This window comes from Streptomyces avicenniae, assembly GCF_000719135.1.
GTDB lineage: Bacteria > Actinomycetota > Actinomycetes > Streptomycetales > Streptomycetaceae > Streptomyces > Streptomyces avicenniae.
In genome coordinates this window covers 98,295-113,110 of the sequence record NZ_JOEK01000017.1, presented here as the reverse complement: position 1 = coordinate 113,110, position 14,816 = coordinate 98,295, and the positions used below count along the sequence as shown (strand labels likewise).

The 14,816-nt window shown below is 71.9% G+C and carries 13 protein-coding genes; 7 read left to right on the top strand and 6 right to left on the bottom strand.

Features of this window, described 5'->3' with window-relative positions; genetic code table 11:
* Positions 1 to 42 precede the first annotated feature (42 nt).
* Entirely contained in the window at positions 43 to 1,269 is a 1,227-nt protein-coding gene (locus IF27_RS25990) for a sensor histidine kinase (protein WP_190233108.1), read from the top strand.
* Positions 1,266 to 1,943, top strand: coding sequence for a response regulator transcription factor (locus IF27_RS25985; RefSeq protein ID WP_190233107.1), 678 nt, complete (start codon positions 1,266 to 1,268; stop codon positions 1,941 to 1,943). Before IF27_RS25990 ends, IF27_RS25985 begins: the two co-directional genes overlap by 4 nt.
* 35 nt (positions 1,944 to 1,978) lie before the next feature.
* Here the strand turns inward: IF27_RS25985 and IF27_RS25980 are convergent, their stop codons facing one another.
* On the bottom strand, positions 1,979 to 2,596 hold the full coding sequence (locus IF27_RS25980; RefSeq protein WP_052852217.1) for an HAD-IA family hydrolase: 618 nt from the start codon (positions 2,594 to 2,596) through the stop codon (positions 1,979 to 1,981).
* A gap of 456 nt (positions 2,597 to 3,052) precedes the next feature.
* Here IF27_RS25980 and IF27_RS25975 point away from each other — a divergent pair, with 456 nt between their 5' ends.
* Together IF27_RS25975 and IF27_RS25970 are read left to right on the top strand one after the other, a co-directional pair.
* The gene (locus tag IF27_RS25975) at positions 3,053 to 3,796 is read left to right on the top strand and encodes a phosphotransferase family protein (RefSeq protein ID WP_052852216.1); all 744 of its coding nucleotides are present in this window, start codon (positions 3,053 to 3,055) and stop codon (positions 3,794 to 3,796) included.
* 468 nt (positions 3,797 to 4,264) lie between these two features.
* Positions 4,265 to 4,726, top strand: coding sequence for a hypothetical protein (locus tag IF27_RS25970; RefSeq protein WP_052852215.1), 462 nt, complete (start codon positions 4,265 to 4,267; stop codon positions 4,724 to 4,726).
* 96 nt (positions 4,727 to 4,822) lie between these two features.
* Here IF27_RS25970 and IF27_RS25965 read toward each other — a convergent pair whose 3' ends face one another.
* Positions 4,823 to 5,776, bottom strand: a complete 954-nt coding sequence (locus IF27_RS25965; RefSeq protein ID WP_110946249.1) for a GNAT family N-acetyltransferase — start codon at positions 5,774 to 5,776, stop codon at positions 4,823 to 4,825.
* Positions 5,777 to 6,027: 251 nt separating this feature from the next.
* On the opposite strand from IF27_RS25965, the gene IF27_RS25960 reads away from it, so the two are divergent.
* Entirely contained in the window at positions 6,028 to 6,639 is a 612-nt protein-coding gene (locus IF27_RS25960; RefSeq protein ID WP_420822053.1) for a choice-of-anchor C family protein, read from the top strand.
* A gap of 54 nt (positions 6,640 to 6,693) precedes the next feature.
* Here IF27_RS25960 and IF27_RS25955 read toward each other — a convergent pair whose 3' ends face one another.
* Positions 6,694 to 7,509, bottom strand: a complete 816-nt coding sequence (locus tag IF27_RS25955; RefSeq protein ID WP_052852213.1) for a serine hydrolase domain-containing protein — start codon at positions 7,507 to 7,509, stop codon at positions 6,694 to 6,696.
* 88 nt (positions 7,510 to 7,597) lie between these two features.
* Here IF27_RS25955 and IF27_RS25950 point away from each other — a divergent pair, with 88 nt between their 5' ends.
* On the top strand, positions 7,598 to 8,068 hold the full coding sequence (locus tag IF27_RS25950; protein WP_052852212.1) for a MerR family transcriptional regulator: 471 nt from the start codon (positions 7,598 to 7,600) through the stop codon (positions 8,066 to 8,068).
* A gap of 8 nt (positions 8,069 to 8,076) precedes the next feature.
* Positions 8,077 to 9,093: an aldo/keto reductase gene (locus tag IF27_RS25945; protein WP_052852211.1), complete on the top strand. Its 1,017-nt coding sequence runs from the start codon at positions 8,077 to 8,079 to the stop codon at positions 9,091 to 9,093.
* Between the two features lie 133 nt (positions 9,094 to 9,226).
* Here the strand turns inward: IF27_RS25945 and IF27_RS25940 are convergent, their stop codons facing one another.
* The 3 genes from IF27_RS25940 to aceE form a co-directional block, all read right to left on the bottom strand.
* On the bottom strand, positions 9,227 to 10,123 hold the full coding sequence (locus IF27_RS25940; protein WP_052852210.1) for a DUF4429 domain-containing protein: 897 nt from the start codon (positions 10,121 to 10,123) through the stop codon (positions 9,227 to 9,229).
* A gap of 60 nt (positions 10,124 to 10,183) precedes the next feature.
* Complete coding sequence (locus IF27_RS25935) at positions 10,184 to 11,359, bottom strand: alpha/beta hydrolase (RefSeq protein WP_420822052.1); 1,176 nt, start codon at positions 11,357 to 11,359, stop codon at positions 10,184 to 10,186.
* Between the two features lie 223 nt (positions 11,360 to 11,582).
* Positions 11,583 to 14,321, bottom strand: a complete 2,739-nt coding sequence (gene aceE / locus IF27_RS25930) for a pyruvate dehydrogenase (acetyl-transferring), homodimeric type (protein WP_052852208.1) — start codon at positions 14,319 to 14,321, stop codon at positions 11,583 to 11,585.
* Positions 14,322 to 14,816: the final 495 nt, after the last annotated feature.

Genomic DNA, 14,816 nt, shown 5'->3' with positions numbered 1-14,816 from the left:
TAGCCTGGGCACGGACCTCGGCCGCGAGACGGGAGCAGGCGTATGACGTGGGGACCGCCCCGACAGCTCACGGGCCTGACCGCCCGGCTCGCACTGCGCCACGGCACCGCCCGCGCCCGCTTCACCGCCCTGTACGTCGCCCTCTTCCTGCTGTCGGGAACGGCGTTGCTCGTCGTCGCCGCCGTGGTGGCGTCCGGCGCGTCGAGCGACAGCGAGGCCGCGCCGGGCAGCGGCCTCGGCCGCCCGGCCACGGCGGCACTGGCCCAGGGCCGCATCGACCAGCTGGAGCAACAGCTGGCCCAGGCGCACGACCTCCAGTCCCGGCAGATCCTGATCGGCTCCGCCGTCGCGCTCGGCGTCATGGGGGTGACCTCGGTCGGCCTCGGCTGGTTCGTCGCCGGTCGTGTCCTGCGCCCGCTGCGCGTGATGACGGCGGCCACCCGCCGGATCACCGCCGACAACCTGCACGAACGCCTGGCCATCGACGGCCCCGGCGACGAGGTGAAGGACCTCGCCGACACCATCGACGACCTCCTCGGCCGCCTGGAGAACTCCTTCGACGCCCAGCGCCTCTTCGTCGCCAACGCCTCCCACGAACTGCGCACCCCGCTCACCACCATGCGGGCCTCCCTGGACGTGGCCCTCGCCAAGCCAGGCCCGATCCCCGAGGCCACCGCCACGCTGGCCACCCGGATACGCGCCGAACTCGACCAGGTGGACCACCTGTTGGAGGGCTTCCTCGTCCTGGCCCGCACCCGGCACGCCGAGTTCACCGACTCCGCGCGCCTCGCCCTCGGCCCCCTCGCGCTCACCGCCCTCACCGGACGGGCCGAGGACATCGCGGCCAAGGGCCTGACCGTGCGCGAGGACCGGATCGACGACCGCGCGTGGGTGTGGGGCAGCCGGACGCTGCTGCGCCGCGTCGCCGACAACGTGGTGGACAACGCGATCGTGCACAACGTCCCCGGGGGCTGGATCAGCGTCGCGGTACGGGCCGAGGGGGACGACGCGGGCGTGTCCCTCGTCGTCGAGTCCGGCGGGCCGATCCTCGACCGGCGGCGGGTGGCGGACCTCGCCCAGCCCTTCCGCCGCCTCGGCGCCGACCGGACCGGCGGCGGCCGGGGAAGCGGCCTCGGCCTCTCCATCGTCGCGGCCGTCACCCAGGCCCACGACGGCACCCTTGACCTGTACGCACGCCCCGACGGCGGCCTGCGCGTCACCGTCACCCTTCCCCGTACCGCCGACACGGGGGAGGGCGTGGCGCGTTGAGAATCCTGGTGGTCGAGGACGCCCGCCCTCTCGCCGAGGTCATCGCCGAGGGCCTGCGGGACCAGGGCATGGCCGTGGACGTGGCCCACGACGGGCTCGACGCGGCGGCCAAGCTGGACGTCACCGCGTACGACGTCGTCGTCCTCGACCGCGACCTGCCGGGCATCCACGGCGACACCCTCTGCCAGATGATCACCGAGCGGGACGGCCGTGCGACGGTCCTGATGCTGACCGCCGCCGTCTCACCCGGCGACCGCGTCAGCGGCCTGACCCTGGGCGCCGACGACTACCTCGCCAAGCCCTTCCACTTCCCCGAACTCGTCCTGCGCGTCCGCGCCTTGGCCCGCCGCCGCCCCGCCGCACGGTCCCGCGTCCTGCGCGCGGCGGGCATCGAACTCGACTCCGTACGCCGCACCGTCAGCCGTGACGGCCGCCCTCTCGACCTCTCCGTCAAGGAGTTCGCGGTGCTCGAAGCGCTCCTGCACGCGAGCCCCGCCTTCCTCAGCGCGGAAGACCTCCTCGAACAGGTCTGGGACGAGCACGCCGACCCGTTCACCAACACCGTGACGGTCACCATCAGCCGCCTGCGCCGCAAACTCGGCGATCCTCCGATCATCGCCACGACACCCGGCGTGGGGTACCGGATCACCGACCCAACTGCCGCGCCCGGCTGACCAGTCGGCGCCGGACGGAGCTTCGCTTCGGCGGATCAGGCCAGCAGCGGGGCGGTGAAGCTCCGCAACTCGTCGGCGCGGCGGTAGTGATGGCCGGTCAGTCCGGCGGCGCGGGCGGCCGTGACATGGCCGAGGGTGTCGTCGATGAACAGGCACCTGCGCGAGGCCGCGCCCACCCGCCGGGCCGCGGCCTCGAAAACGCGCGGGTCCGGCTTGGCGAATCCGAGGCGGGCGGTGTTGACCACCGCGTCGAACGCGTTGGTCAGGCCGAGCGCGGCGAGATCGTCCTCCAGCCGCGTGGTGGCGTTGGACACCAGGGCCACGGGCACCCGGGTGCGGACCTCGGCCAGGAGGCCCAGCACGTCGCGGTCGAGGCGGCCGGTCAAGACGCTCCAGTTGCCGACGAGTTCGCGGGCACGGTCGGCCGACCCGCAGGGCCCGGCGAGATCCGACGCCACCTGGGCGCGCCACTGGGCGTCACTGATCGCCCCGGTGACCGCCGCACTCAGCAGATCAGGGGCGAACGCCGCGGCGGCCAGCGTCCCTTCGGGTACTCCTGCCGCACGGTCGAGCGCGGCCATGTCGCCAAAATCCCACAGGCGCAGCACGCCGTCGAAGTCGCAGAGGACGGCATCGAAAGGCAAGTCACCCATGCCCCGATCCTGCCAGGCTGCTGCTGAACGGAGGAGCTGCGAACTGCAACTGACCCGCCCTCGCCGCGCGCGCTGTCTTCTGCCGATGGACACGGGACGGGGTTATGGTGCAGATGACGAAGGGCCAACGGCACCACCGGCCACCGATAAACCCGCAGGTCACTCGCTCTCCTCCCCGCACACGCGGGGCTGTTCCTGAGGCGGCCTGTACGCCGGGTATAAGCCAGGTCTCCTCCCTGCACATGTGGGGCTATTCCGGGCATCCACGTGACACTTCCGGCACTCGACGTACGGACGCTCACCCACTGGCCCCGTGCCTTCCCGAGCAGGTTGCCCTGGCCTGGCCAGTGGGCCGTGCCGTGCACGAGGCCGACGTGAATCGGGCGCGATCGGGGGCGTAGTCGCACGTCAAATACCCGGCGACGTGGGCGACTCGCACCGGGATACTGGTCGCCCATGGATGAGGTCGAAGTTGTCGTCGCCCATTCCGAGCGCACGACCCTGCGCGTCGGTGGGATGTTCCTGAAGGTGGACGCCGATCAGGCGCGCATCGACGCCGAGGTCCAAGCGATGGCCCTGGCGCCGGTTCCGACCCCCGAGGTCCTGTGGCACAAGCCGTCCGTGCTCGCGATCGCCGAAGTCCCCGGGACGGCACTTGGCCGCCTCGGCGAGCCGTCAACCGCGTCCCCGGCGGCGTGGGCCGCGGCAGGCGCCGCCGTCCGGAAGCTGCACGACGCGCCGCTGCCGCCTTGGCCCAGCCGGGGGAAGGGACCCGACGAGTTGGCGGCGGAACTGGACGGCGAGTGCAAGTGGCTCGTGGCGAACGGCGTCCTGCCCGCCGACCTGGTCACCCGCAACCGCCAGGTCGCCGAGGCCGCGCTCCGGCCGTGGACTCCGGTGTTCACGCACGGAGACCTCCAGATCACTCACGTGTTCGTTGAGGATGACCAGGTCATAGGCGTCATCGACTGGTCCGAGGCGGGCCCGGGTGATGCCCTGTTCGACCTGGCCATCCTGACGCTCGGGCACGAGGAGCGCTTGGGCGATGTCCTCGCTGGCTATGGCACGGACGTTGATCTCGACGTGATTCGCGCCTGGTGGTCGTTGCGCAGCCTGCTGGTGATTCGCTGGCTGGTCGAGCACGGCTTCGACCCGTTCGGGCCGGGCTGCGAGGTCGATGTACTGAGATCCCGGATGTGACGCACTGCGGGCCCTACGACGAATGCGTTCCAGCCCAGAGCCGGTCTCTGCCCATCCAGAAGCTCCGTGGGGGACCTGTGAGGTGCGGACGCTGAAAGGACATCGGCTATGCAGGGACGGCACGTTCCAGACAGCTACGGACGACAGCCAGGGGGCGGTCCTTGCACCCCCCTTCCGCCCATGGCCTTCGGGACGTCGGAGTCGGCGCGGGTAAAGTTGAGCAAAATCACCACCGCCCCCCGATAAACCCCCAGGTCACTTGCTCTCCTCCCCGCACACGCGGGGCTGTCCCCTACTCCCTCCTCCTGCGGGCCCTGCGCCCCCCTCCTCCCCGCAGACGCGGGGCTGTTCCCGAGAGGCGAGAGGGTTCCTTGAGGCTTTCAACCGTCCATTCCTGTAGTTCTGTTGTTACGCCTGGTGGAGAGCACCAGCGCGCAAAGTCGTACCGTTCACTGGCAAGTTGGGGCCATGGGGACCTTCGATGATCGAGACCTGAGCACAGCGATCATGAACGCGGATTCGCCGGTGTGGACTCTTCGCGCCGCTGCTGGCCGACAGCTCGCGGCATCGGCCAAGATCGGCGAAGTGGCAGACATTCTGAGTCGCCTCCTTCTGGATGCCTTGGACACCGGGGTGACCCAGGCCACCGCTGAGGCGTTGCTCACCCGCAGTGACTCCGTCGGCCTGCGACACGTGCTGTTGGCGAGAAGTCGAGCCGCCAGCTTCGACACAGCGGACCAACTGAGCGCCGCTCTCGACTCCGACCCCGACTGGATGACGACCGAGGGGGCGGATCGGCTGATCAGGCAGCTGCGAGAGTTGACGGCGGATGATGACGAGGGCGTCCGTGACGAAGCTGAGGGAATCCTCGCGAGAATGCGTCCGCGCGAGGAGTGGTCACGCGACCCAGCGACCGGGCCGGGTGGGTGACCGGCACAGAGTCCGCATTCAGCGACCAGCCGAACAGCATGGTGACCCGCTTCCCCCGGCACACTCGGGGCTGTTCCGCGTGGCCGGGCGGCGTGCTCAGCGCGTGGGTGCGGTTTTGATGAGTGGGGCGTCGCGCGTGAACATGCGGAAGCCGACACCGTAGTACAGCCCGCGCGCCGCCGGGTGGCCCGGGGCGCCCAGGCAGGCGACCGTCGCGTGGGTGGCACCGGCCGCCCGTGCCAGGTGCATCCCGTGCAGCAGCATCGCCCGGCCCAGGCCCCGGCGGCGGTGGCCCGGGTGCGTTCCGACCGGCTCGAACCCGACGGTCCTGTTCGCCTTGTCCAGCCACATGACGGTCGAGGCCGCCATCGTCCCGTCCGGCGCCTCCACCAGGACGTGGAGGTCGCCCCGGTACCCCGCCGTCTGCCGCACGCCCTCGTAGCTCTCGGCCGTGTACGCCGACGGAGCCCACGCGTTGAGGTGCGCCAGGACGGCGGCCTCCGGCCCCGCCTCGTCGGCGGTGCGGAACCTGAACCCGGCTTCCAGCGCCGGTAGTTCGACGTCGGCGAGGTCCCGCACGTTGAGCTGGGTCCAGGACCCGGTGTCGCCCAGCGAGGCCGGGTCGGTCACGTAGCCGTGCGCCGCCCACCGCGCGAGGCCGAACGTGTCGGCCGCGCTCGGCAGCACCGTACGTTCGACGCCCGGCGCCGTGGCGTCGTACCAGGCGATCACCTCGTCCACCAGCCCGGCGTGGTCGGGATGGACCTGATACGCCAGGTAGGCATCGGTGACGTCCCTCACCGACCCGTCGTTCCGCCTCACCCGGCGCGGGAGTTGGGCCCAGCCCCACGCCACCAGGTCGCCGCCGGAGAACCACAGCCGACGCGGCCAGCCCCCGCCGTCGCTCGCGTGCCCCCGGCCCCAGTTCCAGGCCAACTCCCCGAACGCCGCGTCGCTGTTCACCAGGTCAGGCCGGGTGGCGACGACACGTTGCGCCAGACCCTGCATGAGCCGCACGTCCGCGGCGCTCAGAAGCTCGAAACTCGGCACAGTACGCCACTGTGCCAGGACCCCACCCGGGCCATCGAACCGATTTCCGGGACCGCCGGTCGCGGCGGCGGCGCGTCGGGCCGGTGGGACGGCGCGTGGTGGTGGGGTGCGCCCGTGCCTGGTTCCGCACCACCGCCGGACGCCCCCGTGCTCTGCCTCGCCGTCATGGTCAACCCACGCCTTCGCCAGGAGAGTTGAGGAGCCCTGGCCTGTGGATGACCGGCCGGGGACCGTTCACCGAGGAGGTAGATGTGGCAGTGAAGCACGCCTTGCTCACGGCAGTGGCTCTCGCCGGGATATGGGTCTCCGGCACCGGTACGGCCCTGGCCGCCGGGGAGCCAGGGACGGCGGACGTCGGCGTCCTCGTCAGCCGGTTCGACAACGGCAGCTTCGAGTACCCGGTGGCCCGCGCGAACGCGTTCACCACGTACCAGGCGGGGGAGGCCATCGGGCCCTGGACGGTGACGAGCGGGGCCGTGGACCTCGTGGACGACGGCCTGTGGCAGGCCGCCGAGGGCAACCAGTCGGTCGATCTCAACGCCACCGTCCCCGGCGCCGTGGCGCAGATCTTCACCACCACCCCGGGGCAGACCTACACCGTCAGCTACGCCCTGGCCGCGAACCCCGGGGGCGGCCCGACCGTGAAGACCGGCCGGGTCCTCGTGGACGGCCAGAACGTCCAGGACTTCTCCTTCGACATCACCGGCAGGTCGCACACCGCCATGGGCTACATCAAGCGCCAGGTGACGTTCGTGGCCACGGCCGCCACCACGACGCTCGGCTTCGCCAGCACCACCGCCAACAGCCCCTACGGGCCGGTGATCGACGACGTCCTCGTGACCACCTGCGGCTGCCCCTGCTGAGACCCGCGCCGCCGCCTCCGGGGCCGTCACGGTCCCCGGGGGCGGTACGCCGTCTCAGGTGGCGCGGAGGTCGGAGAGCACCGCGTCCGTGAAGCGGGGCCATGCCTCCGCCGCCCACGGGCCGAACGGGCGGTCGGTCAGCGCCACGCAGGCGGCGCCGACGTCCGGGTCCACCCACAGGAACGTCCCCGACTGCCCGAAGTGCCCGAACGTGCGCGGCGACGACGTGGCGCCCGTCCAGTGCGGCGACTTGTGGTCCCGCAGCGAGAAGCCGAGCCCCCAGTCGTTGGGCCGCTGGTGCCCGAAGCCCGGCAGCACGCCGCTCAGCCCGGGGAAGACGACCGACGTCGCCTCGTCCAGCGTCCCGGGGTCCAGCAGGCGCGGCGCCAGCAGTTCGGCGGCGAACAGCAGCAGGTCGTCCAGCGTCGAGACGCCGTCCTTGGCGGGCGATCCCGACAGCTTCGTGCCGGTCATGCCCAGCGGCTCCAGCACGGCCTGCCGCAGGTACTCGGGGAACGCCATGCCGGTGGCCCCGGCGACGTGCTCGCCCAGGACGTCGAAGCCCGCGTTCGAGTACAGCCGCCTGGTGCCGGGCGGGGCGGCCACGCGGCGTTCGTCGAAGGCGAGCCCCGAGGCGTGCGCCAGCAGATGCCGTACGGTCGAACCCTCGGGCCCGGCCGGTTCGTCCAGCTCGACGGCGCCCTCCAGGGCGGCGATCAGCACGGCGTACGCGGTCAGCGGCTTGGTCACCGACGCCAGCGCGAACTGCCGGTCACCGGGACCCCGCGCGGCACGCCGCCCGTCCGCCCCGACCACTCCCGCCGCCGCCGTGTCCACCGGCCAGCCGTCGATCAACTCCAGGCTCTGCATACGTGCGAGCCTAACCCGTGGCCCGGGAACAGGACTCCTGGTCCCGGGGGCTTGCCTGGAGCGCACTCCAACTCCTTAGCGTTCTTCCATGACCCTGGTACAGCTCCGGCAACCCCAGTCCGAACGCGCCGATCTCTGCGCTTCGGCCGATCTGCCGCCCCCGCGGCCGGACGGCCAGGACCGCTACACGATCAGCGAGGTCTCCGCGCACTCCGGCCTGAGCGTCCACACCCTGCGCTGGTACGAGCGGATCGGGCTCCTCCCCAACGTCGATCGCTCCCACACCGGCCAGCGCCGCTACACCAACGCCGACCTCAGCTGGCTCGCCCTCGTGAGCAAACTGCGCCTCACGGGCATGGCGGTGGCCGACATGGTGCGCTACGCCGAACTCGTGCGGCAGGGTGATCACACCACGGCCGAACGCCGTGAACTGCTCAGCACCACACGAGAGGACGTCCTGCGCCGCATCGCCGAACTTCAGAGCACGCTCGCGGTCCTCGACTTCAAGATCGACCTGTACAGCGACGACGACACCCCCGGGGTGTCCGAAAGGAATTGATCCCGCGCATGACCACTTCCCAGATCGCGACCGCCGCCCTCGGCAGGGGCGGCCCCCGGATCGGTGTCCAGGGCCTCGGCTGCATGGGCATGAGCTTCGCCTACGGACCCACCGACGCCGACGAGGCACGCGCCACCCTGGAGCGCGCCCTCGACCTCGGGGTGACCCTCTTCGACACCGCCGACATGTACGGCATGGGGGAGAACGAGACGTTCCTCGCCCCGTTCGTCGCCAAGCACCGCGAAGAGATCACGATCGCGACGAAGTTCGCGCTGAGCTACGACCCGGAGCGGCCCACCGAGCGGCCCATCCGCAACGAACCGGCCTACATCCGCCAGGCCGTGGAGGCCAGCCTGCGGCGCCTCGGCATCGAGACGATCGACCTCTACTACATGCACCGCTACAACCCCGCCGTGCCGCTGGAGGACAGCGTCGGCACGATGGGCGAGCTGGTCACCGAGGGCAAGGTCAGGTACCTGGGCCTCAGCGAGGTGACGGGCGACGAGCTGCGCGCCGCGCACGCCGTCCACCCGATCGCGGCGCTCCAGTCGGAGTGGTCGCTGTTCTCGCGGGACGTCGAACGCACCGCCGTGCCCGCCGCGCAGGAGCTCGGCGTCGCGTTCGTGCCCTACTCGCCGCTCGGCCGCGGCTTCCTCACCGGCTCGTTCACGGACGCCTCGGCCGAGCTGGACGCGGGCGACTTCCGGCGCGGCCAGCCCCGGTTCAACGGCGCCAACGCCGTCGCCAACCGCGGCCTGCTCGACCCGATCCGCGCGGTGGCCGACGCGCACGGCGCCACCCTCGGGCAGATCGCCCTCGCCTGGCTCCACCAGCAGGCGCGGCTGCGGGACCTGACCGTCGTGCCGATCCCCGGCACCCGCAGGCGCACGCGCGTCGAGGAGAACACCGCCGCGACCCGCATCACGCTGGGCGAGGACGAGCTCGCCGCGCTCGACGCCATCGGGCCGCGCGTCGCGGGCAACCGCTACGCCGACATGAACTTCACCCAGGCCGGACGGGAATGACCCCGCCCGTGCCCCGTCCCCCCACCCCCTGACGCCCGCCGTACCCCGACCCGCCCCACCCCGACCCGCCCCACCGTCACGAACCGGGCCGACGGTTCATCCCGCACGGGACCGTCGGCCCGCCGCGCCGGGCTCACAGCTCGGCCAGCAGCTCCGACTTCTTCGCCGTGAACTCCTGGTCGGTCAGCAGACCGGCGGAGTGCAGCTCCCCGAGATGCCGTATGCGGTCGGCTATGTCCGCCGGGTTCGCCCGGTGGTCACGGTGCCGCGCCGCGTCGTCGTCCTCCGGCTCGGCCGCCCGTATCGCCTCAAGCACCGCCGCCGCGAGCGGCAGCGACTCGTGCACGGGGCCGTAGCCCCGCCCCAGGACGACGGACGCCGGGTCCTGGTCGGCCGCGGTGTCCGCGTCCGTCTCCTGCCCCTCGCCGCCCGCGCGCTCCTTCGCCGCGCCGTCCCGCAGCAGCCGCAGATGCCCCACCGACACCTCGGGCGAACGCCACTCGACGCCGGTCAGCTCGCTCACCCGGAACGCCTGGTCCCCCGCCTTCCACTTCGCGGACGACGCGGCCGTCCAGAACCAGCGGAAGGACACCTCCTTCCCGTCGAAGGCGACCTTCCCGTCGTACGCCTTGAACGCGGGCGGCGCCGGTGGCGCGGCCACCAGGTACGTCCGCGCCTCCTCGTCGGCCGGCGGCCCGAGCGCGCCGCGCAGCTCGGTCGCGTAGTACCCGGCGAGGTTCTCGCGCTCGGCGGGCAGGACGAGCCGGTACGGGTCCGCCGCCTCGCGCAGCTGTCCCCCCGCGGCGTCGAACAGCGGATCGGCCCCCCGCCGTGGCACGGCGTGCAGCACCACGGTCCCCTTGCGTTTCCCCGGTGCCAGATCGACCGTGCTCAGCGCCTCGTACGGAATACGGCGCTCCCCCAGCACCTGGAGGAGTCGCGGCGTGCGTATTCCCCGTTCGAAGCGGATGAGCACGGAATCGGTGTCGAACTCCCATGTGGAGTGGATTCCGGCCAGCACATCACCCATGCGGGTCATCGTAAGCGCCGGGACTGACGAAAAGGCTTCGCCCCGAGTGCTGTGGTCCTGTCACAATCCGCCGATCGCCGAACAGGGGGCGGACGGCGCGCATCCCCGCACCCCGGGGGCGCACGTCACACGGTCCGCGCGGCCCGCCCCGATCGCCGCCATCTGCACGAGACCCGCCCCGCCCGGCTCGAAGTACGCGCTGTGCCCCCGCGCCGCGCCCGCCGTCAACAGCCGTGCGCCGAACGACGGTTCGACCGGGTCGGTCCCGAAGCCCAGCGGCCCCAGCTCCATGTGCGGCACGTCCTCGATCCAGTCGCCCCGCGCCCGCATCGCCCACACCCGCGCGTCCGTGCCCAGCTCCGAGACGTGCGACGCGCGCATGCCGGGGCTCCCGGCGACTGTGATGTCCGTGACACGCGACGGCAGCCCGGCCGCCGCGACCCCGCACACCACCGACCCGTACGAGTGGCAGAACAGCGCGACGCGTGCGTCACCGGGCAGCGCCGACACCGCGGTCGTCAGACGGGCGGCGCCCGCCTCGGCGCGGCCCGCCGTGGCCGCCGACATGGCCATCCCCGCCGGGGCGTCGTAGTCGGCCCAGGCGATGACGGCCGTCCCGCCGCCGGACGGCAGGACGTCACGCTGCGCCGCGTACAGCGCCGCCGCCATCCCGGCGGGCGCCGTGTACCGGCCGACCGTGCGCTCGAACGTGAGCAGCCCCGTGTCCACGCCCGGCACGACCACGGACACGCGCCCGGCCGTCTCCAGGTCGCCGAAGACCTCCGCGACCCTGCCCTGCCCCGTCGGGTCGAACGAGAGGATCTGCCTGCCCGGCCGCAGCAGCGACTCGAAGCGGTGCATCCGCCGCCCCGCCTCGTGCTGCCCGGCGGCCGACAGCCGCGGGTCGCGCATGCGCGCCCGCTCGACGTCGCGCGCCGTCACGAGGGCGCGGCGGTTGGCGCGGTAGCGCAGCCGCACGGGCGCGCCCGCCATGTTGCCGACGACGAGCGGGTAGCGCTCGGCGAGACGGCGCCGCTGGCCGGGCGAGAGTCCTTCGAAGAACCGCGCGGTGCTCTCCGGCGCCATGGACGGGTCGGGCAGCGGCTCACCGGCGGCCGTGCCGCGCGCCCACGCGGCCAACTCGGCCTCGTACGCGTCGGGCAGCGGCTCGTCGGCGCCGGCGATCCAGCCCGCGGTCGCCAGCACGGCGAACACCACGGCGAGCGGCAGCAGCACACGGCGCACGGTCGCCGAGACCGACGCGGGCGCATCTGCGGACGTTTCCTGGGGAATGGGGTGAAAGTTCAGCACTGCCGCGTCATCTTACGGTGCTCGAACGGCCGCGCATACCGTCGTTCACCAGCCCGTACGCGCCCCGGACGCCGAACGGCCGCCGCACCCCTGCCGGGTACGGCGGCCGTCGTCGCGCGCGGGGCGCGGGATCAGCGGGTGGGACGCGTCACGCGTCGCCGCCCGCCGCGCCCGGGTCCGCGGCGGCCACGTCGAGCAGTTGGTAGCGGTCGATGGCCTGCTTGAGCACGGAGCGGTCGATCCGGCCCTCCTTGGCCAGCTCGGTCAGCACGGCGAGCACGATCGACTGCGCGTCGATGTGGAAGAACCGCCGTGCCGCGCCACGGGTGTCGGCGAAGCCGAACCCGTCGCCGCCGAGCGACTGGTAGGTGCCGGGCACCCAGCGCGCGATCTGGTCGGGCACGGAGCGCATCCAGTCGGACACGGCCACGAACGGGCCCTGCGCGCCCTGGAGTTTCGTCGTGACGTACGGCACGAGCTGCTCCTCCTCCGGGTGGAGGAGGTTGTGCTCCTCGGCCGTGACCGCGTCGCGGCGCAGCTCGTTCCAGGACGTGACGGACCACACGTCCGCCTTCACGCCCCACTCGTCGGCCAGCAGGCGCTGCGCCTCCAGCGCCCACGGGACGCCGACACCTGACGCCATGATCTGCGCCGGTACGGAGCCCGAGGTGCCCTCGGAGATCCGGTGCAGGCCGCGCACGATGCCCTCGGCGTCCACGTTCTCCGGCTCGGCCGGCTGGACGATGGGCTCGTTGTAGACGGTGAGGTAGTAGAAGACGTCCTCGGCGTCCTCGCCGTACATGCGGCGCAGGCCGTCCTTGACGATGTAGGCGATCTCGTACCCGTAGGCCGGGTCGTAGGCGACGCACGCCGGGTTCGTCGAGGCGAGCAGCTGCGAGTGGCCGTCGGCGTGCTGGGTGCCCTCACCGGTCAGCGTGGTGCGTCCGGCGGTCGCGCCGAGAACGAAACCGCGCGACAGCTGGTCACCCATCTGCCAGAACTGGTCACCGGTCCGCTGGAAACCGAACATCGAGTAGAAGATGTAGATCGGGATCAGCGGCTCGCCGTGCGTGGCGTACGCCGAGCCCGCCGCGATCAGCGACGCGGTACAGCCCGCCTCCGTGATGCCGTCGTGCAGCATCTGCCCGTTCGGCGCCTCCTTGTAGGCGAGCAGCAGCTCCCGGTCAACCGACTCGTAGTTCTGCCCGAGCGGGTTGTAGATCTTCGCGGACGGGAACATCGCGTCCATGCCGAAGGTCCGGTACTCGTCCGGCGCGATCGGCACGAAGCGGTTGCCGATCTCCTTGTCCCGCATGAGCTCCTTGAGCAGCCGGGCGAACGCCATCGTCGTGGCGACCGCCTGCTTGCCCGAGCCCTTCTTCACGGACGCGTACGTCTTGTCGCCGGGCAGCGCCAGCGGCTTCGCCCGCAGGACACGCTGCGGCACGAACCCGTCGAGCGCCTGCCGCCGCTCCTTCATGTACCGGATCTCCGGCGAGTCGGCGCCCGGGTGGTAGTACGGCGGTACGCCGCCCTCCAGCGCGCTGTCCGGGATCGGCAGCCCGAGCCGGTCGCGCAGGCCCTTGGCGTCCGCGACGGTCAGCTTCTTCATCTGGTGCGTGGCGTTGCGGCCCTCGAACGCGGGGCCGAGCTTCCAGCCCTTGATCGTCTGCGCCAGCACGACGGTCGGCTGCCCCTTGTGGGCGAGCGCGGCGCTGTACGCCGCGTACACCTTCCGGGCGTCGTGGCCGCCACGGCCGGTCGCCAGCCGCACCAGGTCCTCGTCCGACAGCCCCTCGACCATCGCCGCGAGGCGCGGGTCCGAGCCGAAGAAGTGGTCGCGCATGTACGCGCCTGACTCGGTCGCGTACGTCTGGAACTGGCCGTCCGGCGTGCTGTTCAGCCGGTTGACCAGCACACCTTCGGTGTCCTGGGCCAGCAGCGCGTCCCAGGAGCTGTCCCAGGCGACCTTGACCACGTTCCAGCCCGCGCCGCGGAACTGGCCCTCCAGCTCCTGCATGATCTTGCCGTTGCCGCGCACCGGGCCGTCGAGGCGCTGGAGGTTGCAGTTGACGACGAAGGTCAGGTTGTCCAGGCTCTCGCGCGCCGCGAGCGACAGCTGGCCGAGCGACTCGGGCTCGTCCATCTCGCCGTCGCCGAGGAACGCCCACACGTGCGAGCGCGACGTGTCGGCGATGCCGCGTGCCTGCATGTAACGGTTCATGCGCGCCTGGTAGATGGCGCTGATCGGGCCGAGGCCCATGGAGACGGTCGGGAACTCCCAGAAGTCCGGCATCATCCGCGGGTGCGGGTAGCTGGACAGGCCCCGGGGCGCCTTGGACTTCTCCTGGCGGAAGGCGTCGAGGTTCTCCTCGGACAGGAGGCCGTGCAGGTAGGCGCGGGCGTACATGCCGGGCGACGCGTGACCCTGGAAGTACACCTGGTCACCGCCGTCCCCGGCGTCCTTGCCGCGGAAGAAGTGGTTCCAGGCGACGTCGTAGAGGACGGCGGACGAGCCGAAGGTGGCGATGTGACCGCCCACCCCGATGCCCGGCCGCTGCGCGCGGGTGACCATCACGGCCGCGTTCCAGCGGTTCGCGTTGATGATCCTGCGTTCGAGCTCCTCGTCACCGGGGTACTCGGGCTCGTCCTTGGTCGCGATGGAGTTGACATGGTCCGTGCTGCGCGTCTCGGGCACGGCCACCCGCTTCTCACGGGCGCGCTCGATCAGGCGGAGCATGAGATAGCGGGCCCGTTCCCGGCCTCGCTCATCGACAGCCGCGTCGAGTGAGTCGAGCCACTCCTGAGTCTCCTCAGGGTCGAGATCCGGGACCTGGCTGGGAAGGCCGCCCATGACGATCGGGTTGCGATCTGATCCGGAAGCCACGCTGTTCCTTCACTGTGAGTTGTCTGCTCTGCATGTGTCGCGCCGCCTCCATCGTGGACCCCGGACGGCGAAACGTCATCTCTACCGGACGGTAATCAAGGGTGGCCCTGGTCCGGTGCCGGGGCCGCGTCCGCCCCGTGACCGGTGCGCCCTGGGCCCGCTGTCCACCGGCGCCAGGTCCGCGCCGCAGGGCGGCTCCGGCCGACCGCCCACCCTACGCCTGTGCCCTCCGACCACCGCGAACGCCTGTTCACCCCGTCCGCCGCCGGGGCGAACGCGCCGCGCGGCGCTGCCACGCCCGGGAGCCGCGCGGAACACGGCCGAGACGTCAACGTTTGGGCGGGCTCGACCGCCGGGTACTTGCGCGATCCGCCCCACGCGTGTGGACTACGCCCCAAGCCGCGCGCGCACGCGCGGCATGCCCGTACCCTTTTTCCAGGGTACTTCCCCGTAGTTTTCACAGAGCAGTTCCCGAGCGCAGCAGGAGTCCCCACG

Excerpts from the sequence above, each read along its gene's own strand:
- IF27_RS25990 (WP_190233108.1), top strand. The coding sequence starts at position 43 with ATGACGTGGGGACCGCCCCGACAGCTCACGGGCCTGACCGCCCGGCTC.
- IF27_RS25980 (WP_052852217.1), bottom strand. The coding sequence starts at position 2,596 with ATGGGTGACTTGCCTTTCGATGCCGTCCTCTGCGACTTCGACGGCGTG.
- IF27_RS25975 (WP_052852216.1), top strand. The coding sequence starts at position 3,053 with ATGGATGAGGTCGAAGTTGTCGTCGCCCATTCCGAGCGCACGACCCTG.
- IF27_RS25970 (WP_052852215.1), top strand. The coding sequence starts at position 4,265 with ATGGGGACCTTCGATGATCGAGACCTGAGCACAGCGATCATGAACGCG.
- IF27_RS25955 (WP_052852213.1), bottom strand. The coding sequence starts at position 7,509 with ATGCAGAGCCTGGAGTTGATCGACGGCTGGCCGGTGGACACGGCGGCG.
- IF27_RS25950 (WP_052852212.1), top strand. The coding sequence starts at position 7,598 with ATGACCCTGGTACAGCTCCGGCAACCCCAGTCCGAACGCGCCGATCTC.
- IF27_RS25945 (WP_052852211.1), top strand. The coding sequence starts at position 8,077 with ATGACCACTTCCCAGATCGCGACCGCCGCCCTCGGCAGGGGCGGCCCC.
- IF27_RS25940 (WP_052852210.1), bottom strand. The coding sequence starts at position 10,123 with ATGGGTGATGTGCTGGCCGGAATCCACTCCACATGGGAGTTCGACACC.